The 14,218-nt window shown below is 69.9% G+C and carries 8 protein-coding genes and 1 pseudogene; 2 read left to right on the top strand and 7 right to left on the bottom strand.

Going from position 1 to position 14,218, the window contains the following annotated elements; genetic code table 11:
- Window positions 1-57: 57 nt before the first annotated feature.
- The 5 genes from HBB12_RS12220 to repA all read right to left on the bottom strand — a co-directional run bounded on the left by HBB12_RS12220 (window position 58) and on the right by repA (window position 7,955).
- Window positions 58-1,560 (bottom strand): DUF6504 family protein, encoded by a 1,503-nt coding sequence (locus tag HBB12_RS12220; protein WP_236989584.1) that lies wholly within the window; start codon window positions 1,558-1,560, stop codon window positions 58-60.
- Window positions 1,478-2,218: an ImuA family protein gene (locus tag HBB12_RS12215; protein WP_236989583.1), complete on the bottom strand. Its 741-nt coding sequence runs from the start codon at window positions 2,216-2,218 to the stop codon at window positions 1,478-1,480. Before HBB12_RS12215 ends, HBB12_RS12220 begins: the two co-directional genes overlap by 83 nt.
- Before the next feature lie 2,144 nt (window positions 2,219-4,362).
- Window positions 4,363-5,496: a replication protein RepA gene (locus tag HBB12_RS12210; RefSeq protein WP_236992754.1), complete on the bottom strand. Its 1,134-nt coding sequence runs from the start codon at window positions 5,494-5,496 to the stop codon at window positions 4,363-4,365.
- A gap of 198 nt (window positions 5,497-5,694) precedes the next feature.
- Window positions 5,695-6,738, bottom strand: coding sequence for a plasmid partitioning protein RepB (repB, locus tag HBB12_RS12205; RefSeq protein WP_236989582.1), 1,044 nt, complete (start codon window positions 6,736-6,738; stop codon window positions 5,695-5,697).
- On the bottom strand, window positions 6,735-7,955 hold the full coding sequence (gene repA / locus HBB12_RS12200) for a plasmid partitioning protein RepA (RefSeq protein WP_203157413.1): 1,221 nt from the start codon (window positions 7,953-7,955) through the stop codon (window positions 6,735-6,737). The genes repB and repA overlap by 4 nt, the downstream gene beginning before the upstream one ends.
- 245 nt (window positions 7,956-8,200) lie before the next feature.
- On the opposite strand from repA, the pseudogene HBB12_RS12195 reads away from it, so the two are divergent.
- A pseudogene (locus tag HBB12_RS12195) lies at window positions 8,201-8,812 on the top strand (pyridoxamine 5'-phosphate oxidase family protein).
- A 68-nt stretch (window positions 8,813-8,880) separates the two neighbouring features.
- Here the strand turns inward: HBB12_RS12195 and HBB12_RS12190 are convergent.
- Entirely contained in the window at window positions 8,881-10,920 is a 2,040-nt protein-coding gene (locus HBB12_RS12190; RefSeq protein ID WP_236989581.1) for a methyl-accepting chemotaxis protein, read from the bottom strand.
- 368 nt (window positions 10,921-11,288) lie between these two features.
- On the opposite strand from HBB12_RS12190, the gene HBB12_RS12185 reads away from it, so the two are divergent.
- On the top strand, window positions 11,289-12,254 hold the full coding sequence (locus HBB12_RS12185) for a C45 family autoproteolytic acyltransferase/hydrolase (RefSeq protein ID WP_236989580.1): 966 nt from the start codon (window positions 11,289-11,291) through the stop codon (window positions 12,252-12,254).
- Between the two features lie 21 nt (window positions 12,255-12,275).
- Here the strand turns inward: HBB12_RS12185 and HBB12_RS12180 are convergent, their stop codons facing one another.
- Entirely contained in the window at window positions 12,276-14,033 is a 1,758-nt protein-coding gene (locus HBB12_RS12180; RefSeq protein WP_236989579.1) for an ABC transporter ATP-binding protein, read from the bottom strand.
- Between the last annotated feature and the right edge of the window lie 185 nt (window positions 14,034-14,218).

Below are 14,218 nucleotides of genomic sequence, written 5' to 3'. Positions count from 1 at the left end.
CGCGGGTGGGATGAAATCCAGCGGCCGGAGACGGCAAGCTTCGAGGGACCGGGCGCATCACGCCTCCCCCAGGCCATGCAGCCACCAGCGCGCCCCGTCCCGCGTCAGGGAATCGCGGAACAGCCAGTAGCGGGCGCCGGTCTCGTCCTCGACCCGGTAATAGTCGCGGGTGGCCGAGATCTCGTCGTCGGACAGCCACCATTCGCCGAAGATGCGCTCCGGCCCGTCGGCCCGGGCCACGCGGCGGCGGGTGCCGCGCCAGGTGAAGGCGGAGGGCGGCGCATCGGGAAGGGCGGCCAGCACCGCCACCGGCTCCGGGGCCGGCAGCAGCCGGCCGGGGCGCGGCAGGTCGGCGGGCCAGGTGATGCCGGTGGCGGGGCTCAAGGCCGCGACCCGGCGCACCGCCCGCTCGGGCCATTCGCTCTCGACCGGAGATCGGCGAAACACCCGGCCCGGCCCGAGGCGCAACACCAGCCGGTCGACCAATTCGGCCATCGTGTCCGGGTCTGATTCCGCGCCGGGTGCCGCGAGCTGGCGCGCGTCCAGGCGCTCGACCCTGGGGGCCGAGAGCCGCGCCTCGTCGAGGCCGTGGCCGGGATCGATGGTGGTCAACCGCTCGGCGAGCAGGCGGGCGAGGTGGCGCGAATCGCGGCTCGGCCGGGCGGTGCCGACGCTGACCGACTGGTCGAGCCCGTCGACGCGGCGGAATACCAGGTCGAGCCGGCGCGCCCCGAGCCCGTGCCGGGCGAGGGTGTCGGCGAGCATCGCGGTCAGCCGCCCGGCTACCCGGGCCAGCGTCTCGGGCGCGCCGATCGGCTCCGCGAAGGCGAGTCGGACACTGTGCTCGACCGGCGGCGCCAGATAAGCCAGCGGTTCGGGGGCATGACCCAAAGCCTGGGCGAGGCGGCGGGCGGGCGCCTCGCCGAAGCGCAGGCGCAACGGGCCGCTCGGCTGCTCCAGCAGCTGTCCGACCCGCGCGATGCCGAGCTGGCCCAAGCCCGAGACGGTGTCGCCGTCGAGGCGCAAGGCGCGGAGCGGCAGGGCGAGGAGCGCGTCCCGCTGGCCGCCGGGCGGCAGCACGATTTCGGGGCCGAGGCAGCGGGAAGCCGCCCAGGCGGCACCGGGGGTATCCGCCAGCGCCGCCCGGACCCGGTAGCCGGCCCGGCCGAGGCGGCGGCGCAAATGGGCCAGCAGGGCCGCCTCGCCGCCATGCAGGTGGGCGGCGCCCGCCACGTCGATCCAGATCCCGTCCGGCGGGTCGGGGGCGACGAGGGGGGCGTAAGCCAGGCACCAGGCCGCGAGGCGCCCGAGCGCCGCGGCGTCGCCCTCCGGATCGGCGGGGATCACCGTGAGACCCGGCACCATGGCCTGCGCCTGGGCGAGAGCGAGGCCGGGGCGCAGGCCGAGAGCCCGGGCGGCGCGGTCGGCGGCGCTGACGACCCGGCGCGGGCCGTCCTGGGTCACAGCCACCAGCGGCTCATCCGGCGGCGGCCCGCCGTGCCGGCGCCGCCACAGGTCGGTCGGCCAGGTCGGCAGGAACACGCAGATGACCCTTCGCATCGGGAGCCTCGAGGAGCCAGGTGCGGGGCTCGGCGCCCCGGGCGCGCAGCAGCGCCACGGTCCAGCGGGCCCGCGACAGGCCCGGCACGGAAAGAGCGGCGGAGGGCGCCGCGGTGACGCCCCAGCGGGTCGCGGCGGCGTTGGGCTCCGGGACCGCGCCGCCCCGGCGGCGGATCACCAGGGCGAGGCCGCCGCTGCCCTCGGCGGCGAGCTGGAGCCGCCGCGACGGGGTGAGCCCGAGCCGGGCGACCTCGCCGACCACCGCCGCGAGGCCGCGATGGCGCAACCCCTCCTCCATGGTGGGCAAGACCTCGGCCTCGCGCCGGGTCTCGGCGTAGAGCACCCGGTCGGGATGGAGGCCGACCGCGGCGAGGCCGGGGGCGAACAGGTCGCGGCTCGCCAGGCACCACAGGACCGGACCGGGGAGCCGGGCGAGGATCGCGGCGGTGAACAGGGCTGCGAGCGCCCCCTCCCCGTCCACCGGTCCCGCCGCCAGCACCTCGTGCACCGCGCCGAGGCGCAGGCCCCCGCCCGGCAGGTGCGCGTCGAGGTCGGCGACGCCGAAGGGCAGGACCGGACGGTCCGTCCCCTCGGGAGCCAGCCCGCCGATCCGCTCGCGCAACGCCGCGAGCTGCCGTTCCCGCTCGGCCTGCCGCATCTCATGCCCATCACCGAACCGAAGCAACAACTCGTTCTTGTTTTGTTCGGTTTCATGAGCGTGTCAATCGGGGCTGTGGATGGCCGGGCCATCAGAGCCTGTGAAACCCAGGTGCCTGTTGACGGCAGCGGGGATAGCGGGGTCGGCGCGGCCGGGAAAGCCCGGGATCACAAGGGGATCGGGCGGGAGCGCGATGCGGGATGCGGGCGGGCATAGCCGTTGGACAACGCTGCAGAAGCCGCCAGGAGCGCCGCTGAGCTGGATTCGAGGCCGGCGGGTGCCGTACAACGGTCGTGGGGCGCGACGGGCCTCCACGGGCCTCCTGGCGGAGAATCCGGAGTTTGCGGCTCGTCGGACGTCGCCCTCGGATTCGGGGCCATGAAACCGGGGTCGTTCGGGAGTGCCTTTCGGCCTCGCGCGGCACGCCGAGTTGCCTACGCGGCGCCATCCGCGATTCACACAGCTTTCCAAGCTGTTAATCGGGGGCCTGCGCCGAGTAACCTACGCCCCCACGCCGAGTCGCCTTCGCCGACCCCCCGATTCCGCGCAGACCTGCCTACGCAGATGCGCCGAGTTGCCTGCGCGAATGCGCAGACCAGCCTACGCGAATGGGCCCTAACCCCTTGCAGGGTTTGATAAAATCGCGGCCCCATATAATACCCATATAGCTCTACGGATTCAGACTCGGAATCTAGATTCAGAATCTCTCATAAAAAGGCTTTTCGAGATCAGGAGTTAGGAGCTTTTCGGGGTGAGCGGCGTGGAGGCGGCGCCTGAGGCCGTCAGCAGGATCGGAGCCTGAGCCCCCTCCCCTGCCTCCCAGAGTCTTGGACGCCCGGGGCCGAGTCGGAGACTCCGGGGCAACGAGTCCTCGTTCGACAAAGCCCAGATCAGCCGGAGTCGTTTCCCCGTGGAAGAGTCGAGGCGAGGCTTGAGTCGGTGGAACCGACTCGCCTGTACGCTGGCTGATGATTCGCCGTCCCGATCCGGGACTCTGCCTCGACTCTCGGCGCATGATCGGAGCCCGGCAATACTTTGTCGTGACTCCCGGAGCCGGCCGGACGAAGGGTTACCGATGGGCTGTTTGGTCGCGCAAGAGCGTAGGCAATTCGGCGTGGAGTCGTTCACGTCCCGTAGGCAGGTCTGCGTGGGCAATGCCAGGCGAAAGACATGGAATCTCAATGGGGAAGCGGGAGATTCGGGAGGCTGGCCGGCCGTGGGGCGCGTAGGCAATTCAGCGTGGCTGGATGTGCTCCCGGCAGTAGCGGGGCGTAGGCAACTCGGCGTAGGGAGGCCGGGTGCAATGTTGTGGCTGGGTAAGGTGTCTGGATATTTTATTGATTGATATAACGATAAATATCCATCGCACCTGTAATATACCGATTTATTTTGTAATACTCATTCGCGCATTGCACGCACATACAAGATGAACGTCTCGCAATCGACAGATAATAGACCATCCACGTCATCCCGGGACTCGTCGGAGACGAGAACCCGGGATCCATAACCGCTGACGAGTCCGGAAAAGGCGGCCAGCGTTCCGCTTCACCCTGCATCGTCAGCAGTTATGGATCCCGGGTTCCGCTGCGCGGCCCCGGGATGACACCGAGGCACGGGACACGACAGCGGCGTGAAGGCTGCCGGCATGAAGCTGTCCCACCCTCGACCTTATCCTGAGAGCCTGTTTGAGCAGGATTTTCTACTAAGGACTTGAGGCAAGTGGCATCATCCTACCCTCTAAGCTCATCCTGAGGTGTTAGCCGATTGAAAATCGGCTGACCTCGAAGGAGGGCTCCAGTTAGCTCGGAGACTTCTGGAGCCCTCCTTCGAGGTCAGTCCATCAAGGATGGACTGATACGAAATCCGGAAGATCCCTTCCGGATTTCGTATCACGAGCCCGCGCGGCGCCTGAGCGAAGCCGATTTCCGCATCGCGAAGCGATCAGCCGGAAATCGTATGACACCTCAGGATGAGGTGGTGGGAGGGAGACCCTTGTTATCGTCGTGCAGGGCGTGAAAACGTCAGAGATGAAAAGAAAATAATCTTATCAACAGTCATGACAAACACAACGCCGTCACGGCGCTCACACGCGCACCGTCACCCGCCGCCGCGACCCCCCTGCCCTCGTAGGCAACTCGGCGGAATCAAGCCCTTGCCCGGGCTCGCTTATTCGCGAGCGCCGCCTTCGGCGGCACAAGCAGGTCCTTCGGATCGGAGGGCAAGAGCTGCATCCCACCGTCGTCGAGGGTCAGGCGCAGGCGCGGAAAAACCTCGGTGAGATGGGCGACGTCCTTGCGGAATTCCTGGCGGAACGAGCGGATCGAGCCGTTCTCGCTGCCGAACTGCTTGTAGAGGTTGTCCCAGGTCAGCCGCAGGGGCCGCTCCAGCCGCGAGAGCCGGTAGCCAACCCAGAACAAGAGGTCGAGCTTGCGCGCGGATCCCGCGAAGGCGCGGGCGGCGCGGATGTCGACCGGCAGGGCGTGCTGGATCAGGTTGTCGTAGAACTCGCGGTGGAAGGTGATGGTCGAGGACCACAAGAGGCCCTGGTCCGGGTGGTTGTGCAGCGGCAGCCACACGTCCATCTGCCGGAACGGCGGTACGTTGAGGGTCGAGGCGCGGGTGCCGTCCCACAGGCCGATCTGCATCGAGCAGGCGGCGAGCCGGTTGAGCTGCTCCTTGAACTGCTTGAGCGTGCCGCGCTCGCCGCCGGTGACCGGAAATCCCATGTCGCGGATGAAGCCCGACATGCTCTGCGCCACCTCCACCTTGGGGCTGCGCTGGCGCACCGCCTCGGTGCAGAGATGCAGCAGGAGGAGCCGCGCCTTCGGGCCGTAGGGCAGCCCCTGCATCTCCATCTCGCCGGTCGACGGGTTGATGAGCCGGCCGGCATTGATGGCGAGCGTGTTGCGGCCGTATTCCCGCGAGACGTTGGTGACGCCCTTCGGCTCGCGATACGGCAGGCCGCAGAGCGCCAGGACCGAGTGGATGTGCTGGATGTTCTCGGGCGCCGCGGGCTCGTTCTCGATCACCTCGCGCACCATGTCGCGGCGGCGCGCGTTGCGGGGCAGCCGGGCACGCTCGGCCGCGGCCTCGGCCTTCAGCTCCACCAGCTTCTCGCGCGCTTCGGACTCGGCGTCGCGCTTGGCCTGGCTGGTGCGCACGAAGGCGAGCGTCGCCTTGTAGGCGACGCTGCCGCGCGCCTTCTCGACGATCTCGATCAGGTCGGGGTCGCGCACGCCCTCGACCGGTTCGAGGACGGATTGCGGCGGGGTCGTCATCTCCACCAAAGGGCTCCGCACGGGGATGCGCGCCGTCGGGGCGTGCATCGTGACTCTGCATGGCGGAGTCGTAACGCGCGAAACCCGAATCGGCAGAGTCCAAGTCTGCCGATTCCCGAAGCAGAGCACCAGATTCCTGTGAATCTCTGTGTCTAACCGACGAGTCTTCATCCCGCCGGTTGCGGATGGGATCGAACCTTAATCGGTCTCGTCGCGCGTCTTCGACTCGGCGAAGGCGGCGTAGAGCTGGGGTAGACTCTGGATCAGGTAGGCGGCGAAATCCGGCTCGACCGTGTCGTCGACGGTGAGCTGGGTGCCCTGGCGGCCGCGCTCGATCCGCACCACCGGCCGGCCACCGAGATTGGTCCATACCGCCGGGGTCGGCGCCGGCCGCGGCGCCGGTGCGGTGAGGCCGGCGAGCAGCCGGGCGAAGCGGTCGTCGGAGGATAGCTGCGAAAAATCCGGCGCCGCCAGGATGCGGGCGACCACCTCCCCGGCTCCCTCCCGGGCCAGAGCCTCGACGAGCGCCGTCCAGCGCGGCCGCCCGGCCTTGGGCGCCGGACCCAGAGCCGCCACGACCTCCGCCGGCACCGCCCGGCCGATGCCGATCAGGCGCGACAGCTGGGTCTTCTCGACCGCCAAAGCCGCCATGATGGTGGCGCGGTCGAAGCCGCGATCCTCGAGCGCGATGGCGAACAAAGCCCGCTCGATATAGCTGAGATCGGCCCGGGCCGAGTTCTCCTGGCCTTGCGCAACGACCAGATCCTCGTCAGTGAGCGCCTTGACCACCGCCCGCACCGGCTGGCCGAGCTCGGCCGCCGCGCGCAGGCGGCGATGGCCGTAGGCCACCTGATAGCGGCCCTCCGCGCTCGGATGCGGCCGCACCAGGATCGGCACCTGCTGGCCGCGCTCGCGGATCAGCGCCACGAAATCCGCGTGCTCCTGCGGGTCGCCGGTGAGGCGATCCTTGACGAAGGACCCATCGATGAGGCCCGGGTCTATCTCGACCACCCGGTCGCCGGAGGCGACCATGGCGCGGGCTTCCGCCGCCGCGCTGGCGATGCGGCCGAGGCTGCGCCCCATGGCGCCGACGGCGCCGGAGCGCACCAGGGGGCGCGGCGCCTCGGCGGGCGTCTCCACCGTCTCAGGCAGGTTGCCAGCTGGCAACTCCGTTTGCGCGTCTTGTTGCGGTTCTTGGGAACGGGCGCTCAAGGCCGCGCGGAGGGCATCCTTGCGCTTCATGCCGGCACGCGTCCCCAGGCGCGGTGCATCAGGGCCTCGATCTCGCCGTTCACCCCGTCGAGCGCCTCGATCGCCCGGTCGTAGGTGGCGCGGGTGAAGCTCTCGCGGCCGATCTCGTAGAGCGTCTGCTTCGACAGGCCGGCATCCGAGATCGCGGTCGATTTCAGCATCAGGTGGGTCAGCACCCGCTCGCGGAACAGCGAGCGCATGAAGCCGACCATCTGGGTCTGCGGCGCGTCCGACGGCTCGTAACGAGTCACGACGTAGCGCAGGAAGTCGTAATCGAGGTCGGCGCCGGCCTCCTGCACCACCCCGAGCAGGTCGGAGGCCATCAGCAGGAACTGGCACATCGACATCACGTCGAGCATCTGGGGATGCACCGTCACCAGCATCGCGGTGGCGGCGCAGAGCGCGCCCAGCGTCAGGAAGCCGAGCTGCGGCGGGCAGTCGAGGATCATCACGTCGTAATCGTCGGCGACGCTGCCGAGCGCCGTGGCGATGCGGCCGAAGAACGGCTCGGCGTTGCGGTCGGCCAGCACCCGCGGGGTGTCGTGCTCGAACTCCATCAGTTCGAGGTTGCCGGGCACGAGGTCGAGGCCCGGGAAGTAGGTCTTGCGCACCACCTCACTCAGCGGCTTCTGCTCGTCGTCGTGGCGGATCGCGGCGTAGAGGGTCTGGTTGGGGCCGACGTCGAATTCCGGCTGGTAGCCGTGGAGCGCGGTCAGCGAGGCCTGCGGGTCGAGGTCGACGGCGAGCACCCGGTAGCCGCGCAAGGCGAGGTACTGGGCGAGGTGGGCCGCCGTTGTGGTCTTGCCCGACCCGCCCTTGAAGTTCACCACCGCGAGCACCTGGCAATGCTCATCGCCGGAGCGGTGGGGCACGTAGCCCTTCGCCTTCGGGCCGTCATCGAGGAGCTGGCGCAGCTCGTTGATCTGGTCGAGCGTGTAGGAGCGCCGGCCGCCGGGGCCGATCTCAGGCTGCGGTCCCTTGCTCGCCAGCGAGAGCTGGCGCAGGTAGCCGTCCGCGACCCCGATCAGCTTCGCCGCCTCGCCGGAGGAGAACGAGCGCAGCAGCTTGTGCGAGGCCGGCGGGAAGAGGGTGCGCCGCAGCGCGTTCAACTCGTTCGAGAGGGCGCCGCCATCGTCGGCGATGATCCGGGTGATCGAGGGACGGTCGGAGATCGCGGCTCTCGCCTGCTCCTGCGGCTGATCGGGCATTTACGGCTTCCAGGCGAATTGCGGAGAAAATCCGTAAGACGATGCCAGCGTGGCCGTGGGGACGCAATCGGTTTTTGGTTAAGATCGATTAACCATCTCGGGACGGACGGAAAGTTGCCAGCTGGCAACCGCGACCCGGCCTGTGCCTCGGTGAGGGAATCTCACGCATGGGTGCGATCTCCTCGATGGTCACCAGCCCGTCGATCGCCTAACCGAGCCACGAGCCTCACGCGGGAGACGGGCAGATGGCGACCCTGGAAACTGTGGCGGACCTGGAACGGGTCTACGGCGCGGTCGGCTAGGCCTCGACCGCGAAGGTCGCCGACCACATCACGCCGCATTATCGGCGCTTCATCGAGGTCGCGCCCTTCGCCGCCCTGGCGACGAGCGGCCCGGAGGGGCTCGATTGCTCGCCGCGCGGCGACCGTCCGGGCTTCGTGAGGGTCGCCGATCCGCGCACGCTTTTGCTGCCCGACCGCCGCGGCAACAACCGGATCGACAGCCTGCGCAACGTCGTGCGCGATCCGCGGGTCGGGCTGATGTTCCTGATCCCCGGGATCGGCAATGCGCTGCGGATCAACGGACGCGCGGTGATCGACGACGATGCGGCACTCTGCGCTTCCTTCGCCGTCGAGGGCAAGGCGCCGCGCACCGTGATGGTGATCCGGGTGGTCGAGGTCTATTTCCAGTGCGCCCGGGCGCTGATCCGCTCCGGCCTGTGGCGGGACGAGGCCCGGGTCGATCCCGAGACCCTGCCGACGCCGGGCCAGATCCTGGCCGAGATGAGCGAAGGCCGCGTCGGCGGCGAGAGCTACGACGCGGCCTGGGCCGAGCGGGCAAAGCAGACGATGTGGTGACGAAAAAAAACCCTCCGCGTCACGCGGAGGGCCGGGCCCGATCGAAGGGGAGGGCGGGCCTGACGGGTTCAGGCCGCCTGGATGTCGCGCAGGAAGCCGTCGACCTCCCGCTTCACGTTGAGCGACTGCGTCGCCAGCTCGGCCGCGGCGCTCAGCACCTGCGAGGCGGCGCTGCCGGTTTCACCCGACGAGACCAGCACCCGCGAGACGTTGTGCGATACGTCCCGGGTGCCGCGCGCCGCCTCGCTCGCATTGCGCGAGATCTCGCCGGTGGCGGCGGCCTGCTGCGTGACCGTCGCGGCGATCGCGGCGCTGATCTCGCCCATCCCGGCGATGGTGCGGTTGATCTGCCGCATCGCGTCCGCCACCTGACCGGTGGCGGCCTGGATCGCGCCGATCTGGCCGGTGATCTCGTCCGTGGCCCGGCCGGTCTGGTTGGCGAGTTCCTTCACCTCCGCGGCGACGACCGAGAAGCCGCGGCCGGCCTCGCCGGCCCGGGCCGCCTCGATCGTGGCGTTGAGCGCCAGCAGGTTGGTCTGTGCGGCGATAGTCGAGATGAGGGTGACGGCGGCGCCGATCTGGTCGGCCGCACTGTTCAGGGCCGCCATGGCGGTGCCGGTCGCCGCCGCTTCCTGCGCGGCGTGCGACGCGACATCGTTCGATCGCAGGACCTGCCGCTCGATCTCCTGGAGCGAGGACACCATCTCCTCGGCGGCCGCCGCCACGGTCTGCACGTTGACCGCCGTCTGCTCGGCCGCGGCGCTCGAGGCGACGGCCTGGCCGTTGGTGTCGTCGGCGACCTGGGTCATCGAGCGTGCCGTCGCGTCGAGCTCGGTCGCCGCCGAGGTGACGATCTCCAGCGAGCCGGCGATCGTCCGCTGGAAGTCGGAGACGAGCCGGTCGATGCGGTGCGCGCGCGCCACCCGGCGCTGCTGCTCCGCCTCGCTCTCGCTCATCAGGAGGTCCGCCTGGTGCGCCTTGTCGCGGAAGACTTCGAGTGCCCGGTTGATCCGGCCGATCTCGTCGCCGCGCTCGGTGCCGGTGATCGTCACGTCGTAGCGCCGGTCGATCAGGGCCTGGACCGTCTCGAGGCACCGCTTGAGCGGCGTCCCGATCATGGTCCGGCTCGTCACCACGATGACGCCGACGAGGACGACGAGGATGAGGAGCCCGCCCGCGGCGGTCTCGGCGATGCGCCAGTAGATCGGCCGTGTGAACGCCGCAGCCGGCACGTCCATCACCAGGGCCCAGGTCGTGTTCATGCCCGGCTGGGTGAAGGGGTAGACGAAGCGGACCGAGCCGTCCGGGCTGCCCCGGAGGGTGCGCGGATGCCGGTCGGCCAGGGCGGCAGCGACCTCTTGGCCGCCGATGCCGTCATACTCCTTCATCAGGAGGTCGCCCTGCGGCGGGACGATCCACTTGCGGGCATTCGACAGCAGCAGGACGCGCCCGCCCTCGAACGGGCGCAACGCCGCGAACGCCGCGGCGAGCCCGCTCAAGCGGATATCGACTCCGGCCACTCCGACGACGGTGCCACCGACCTTGAGCGGCGAACTGATCGAGGTGACGAGCTGGCCCTGGTTGGTCACGTAGGGTTCGACGAGGACGCTCCGGCCCGACGTGACCGGGCTCCTGTACCATTCCTCCGTGGCGACGATCGGGAACGTCCCGAAGGCGAGGGTGCCGTCGTCCTGTCGCGTCCAGTACGGGGTGAAGACGCCGTCATCGTTCTCGAAACCGTGTCCGGTCAGGGCCTTCGCCGCCCGTTTGTCGGTGGTGTCGGACATCCAGGCGCCGAAGATGTTGGGGTAATCCTGGATCAGGGCCTTGGTCGCCGCGACGGCGTCGGCCTTGCGGACGCCGTCGCCGCTCAGTTGCCCCGACATCGTCGCCGCGAGGGCTCGGCTGGCGGAGATCGCATCGACGATCGGGATCGAGGTCTCCGCCGTTGTGCTGGCCGCCTTCTCCGCGGCGATCTGCAGGATCTCGCGATTCGTCCGTTCCGCCGCCATCCATCCGGAGATGCCGACGAAGCCGGCCAGGGTCAGGCCGATCGCCGATCCCGTGATCACCATCAAGCGGCTGGACAGGCTGTTCCTGATATTCATCGGCAAAGATCAGGTGGATTTTCCTATTTTGTTGCATGATTTGGTTGATGAAAGATGAATGATTGAACGGAAAAAAAGAACGAAGATGCCTCTACAAGGTAACGTCCAATGCTCCGCTGCGGCAGGGCCCCCTTGGCCGACCGCGGTCGGCGTCCACGGCGGAAAGCCGGAGCGCTCGTACCGCGGCGAGACGTCTCCCGACCCGGACGGGCCGAAGAGGGGATTCCCGACGCCGGATGACTATATCGCCGGACGATACGGGTCCGGTGGGAGCGAGGCCGGGGCACGACCGCAGCGGCGATGGCTGCGCGGGAGCGGACACCGCTCCTGAGCCATGAGCAAGGAGCCGGGCCGGAGGAGCGACAGGAATGGAAAAAACCTTCACCGCCCATGTCGAGGACCGCCCCGGCGCCGGCTGGCTCGCCCGCTTCCGGGACGGGCGGGACGAGGCGGCGCGGTGGTATCTCGGGGAGGGGGCGCCCGAGCGGCCGACGGCCGCGGAGTGCCGTGCGGCGCTCGCGCGCCACATGCCCGAATTCGTGGCCCCTTACGACGACCTGTGCGCGATGGTCGGCGACGACGACCTGGCCCACCGCATCCTCAGCCATTACCGCCCGGCCCCGCACCGGCAGGGATGCAGCCAGGCGGTCTGGCTCGGCGCCGACGGCCCGGCCCTGATCCGCAACTACGATTATCCCCTGACCGTCATCACCGGCCGCATCGAGATGACCGCCTGGGCGGGACGCCGGGTGATCGGGATGGTGCAGCGGCCCTGGGGCGGCTGCCTCGACGGGATGAACGAGGACGGGCTGGTGGCCAGCTGCACGCTGGGCGGCCTCGCCCGGCGCGGCGAGGGCTTCGCCATCATCCAGATGCTGCGCTACGTGCTGGAGACCTGCGGGTCGGTCCGCGAGGGGGTGGCCGCGCTCCGCCGCCTCCCGGCGGTGCAGCTCCACAACGTCACGCTCCTCGACCGGACGGGCGACCACGCCACGGTCTTCCTCGGCCCCCGGCGCGAGCCTGCGGTGACGCGCCAGCGCACCTGCACCAACCACCAGGAGCGGGTGTCGCCGGCCGCCGGCTCGGCGCTACGCCAGCGGGTGCTGGAGGAGGCCCTGGCCGATCCGTCGACGACCCTCGCGACGCTGGCCGCGCGCTTCTTCGAGGCGCCGCTCTACTCGCGCAAGCTCAGCTTCACCACGGCCTACACCGCCCTGTACCGGCCGGAGGCGGGCCGCGTCGATTACCTCTGGCCCGGCCGAAGCTGGAGCCAGGGCTTCGACCAGTTCGAGGAGGGGGCCTATACCCACGATTACGGTGCGCTGGAGCCGTGATCCGTCGCGGCCCCGCCACGATCACGCCTGCTCCCCCGCCCGCACCTGCGGCAGCACCTGCTCCGGCGGGCCCGAGGCGACGATCCATCCGCCCTCCAGCACGTGCACGGTATCGGCGCCCGCGAGGCTGGTGAGGCGGTGGGCGATCATGATGAGCGTGCGGGTGCCGGCAAGCCCCTGAACCGCCCGCATCACCACCCCCTCGGTCTCGCTGTCGAGGGCGGAGGTCGCCTCGTCGAACACGATCACGTCGGGGTCGTGGTAGAGCGCCCGGGCGATGCCGATGCGCTGGCGCTGGCCGCCGGAGAGCCGGGCGCCGCGCTCGCCGACGCGGGTGGCGTAGGCCTCCGGCAGGGCGGCGACGAAGTCGTGCGCGCCGGCGAGCCTGGCCGCCCGTTCCACCGCCGCCGGGTCGATCGTGTCGAGGCCGAAGGCGATGTTCTCCGCGATGGTGCCGTCGATCAGGAAGATGTCCTGCGGGACGTAGCCGATGCGGTTCTGCCAGGCCGGCAGGGTGGCGGCATCGAGCGTCACGCCATCGACGGCGATGCGGCCGGTGGTCGGATGCAGGAAGCCGAGGATCAGGCCGATCAGCGTCGACTTGCCCGAGCCGGTGCGGCCGACGAGGCCGACCGTGGTGTGGGCCGGAATCGTCAGAGTGACACCTGAGAGCGCCGGGCGGCCGGGCTCGTAGTCGAATCCAAGGCGATCAAGGCGGATCGCCTCCCGGAACGGCAGGCGCTCGGAGGTCCGGGGGATCGACGGGCGCTCGCCTGTGAGCCCGTCGACCACCAGCCGCACCGCCGGCAGGGTGAAGCGCAGGAGCGCCAGCGCGTTGAACACGTTCTGGAAGGCCGGCAGCATCCGGTAGCCCGCGAAGGCGAAGAGGCCGAGCAGCGGCAGGATGCCGGCGGTGTCGAGCCCCTGCGAGAGCGCGAACAGCACCACCACGATCACGCCGCCGAAGGCGAGCGCCTCGATGACGAAGCGCGGCAGCTGCCCGGTGAGCAGGCTCTCGGCGCTCGCTTGCGCATAGGTGCGGGCGGGGGCCTCGAACCGGCTCGCGAAGGCCTGCGCCCGGCCGTAGAGCTTCAGTTCGGTGAGGCCGCCCAAGGTCTCGTGCACCACCTGGAACCGGCCCGCATTGCCGGCCACGGCCCGGGCGCCGATGCGGGCGAGCCGCGCCCGCACCACCAGGAAGATGCCGACATAGAGCCCGCCGAAGCCGGCCCCGAGGATCAGCGCCAGGCGCGGCGAGACCACGAGCAGGAAGGCGATGACCGCGAGTGCCGAGGTCGCCCGCGAGGCGATGACGGTGGCCGGCGTCAGCACGCCGACGACGAGGCGGTCGGTCTCGCTGAGGATCGTCTTGGCGAGCTCGGCGCTGTTGGCGGTCGTGAAGAACAGCCGCTCGCGATCGATGGTGCGAAACAGCAGCCGGCGGGCAAAGCCGTAGCCGACGCTGTGGCTGAAGCGCAGCTGGGCGTAGGTGAGCCCGGCATTGACGCAGGAGGTGGTGAGGATGGCGAGAAGCGCCGCCAGCCCGACCACGATCAGGAAGCTGCGGTCGTCGGTCAGCCCGAGCCCGTCGCGGAGGGTGGCGAGCGCCGGAATGCGCGCCGCCGCCCCGGGATCGCCGACCAGGGTCAGGAACGGTATCACCGAGGCGACGCCGACCACTTCGAGCAGGGCCGCCAGCGCCAGCCCGGCTCCGATCAGCCCGGCACGGCGGCGCTCGCGCGGGGTCATGGCGCGGAGGAGATCGATCAATGCGCGCATGGGGCGGGATTCGAGAGGGGAGGGGAGGGGGTCATGCGGTCCTGTCGGGCGCCGCTCGCATCCAGCTGGCGCGGGTTCTCTCCTCTCCCCGACAGATCCCGGGCTTGCCCGGAATCTGCATGCGAAGAACGAAGCCGGACAAGCCCGACTTCGTTGCGGGAAGAGGGCCGTGTCGACGTCCAGGA

This window comes from Methylobacterium sp. SyP6R, assembly GCF_019216885.1.
GTDB lineage: Bacteria > Pseudomonadota > Alphaproteobacteria > Rhizobiales > Beijerinckiaceae > Methylobacterium.
Note: the sequence above shows the minus strand (reverse complement) of the source record. Positions and strands in the feature narration are given on the sequence as shown.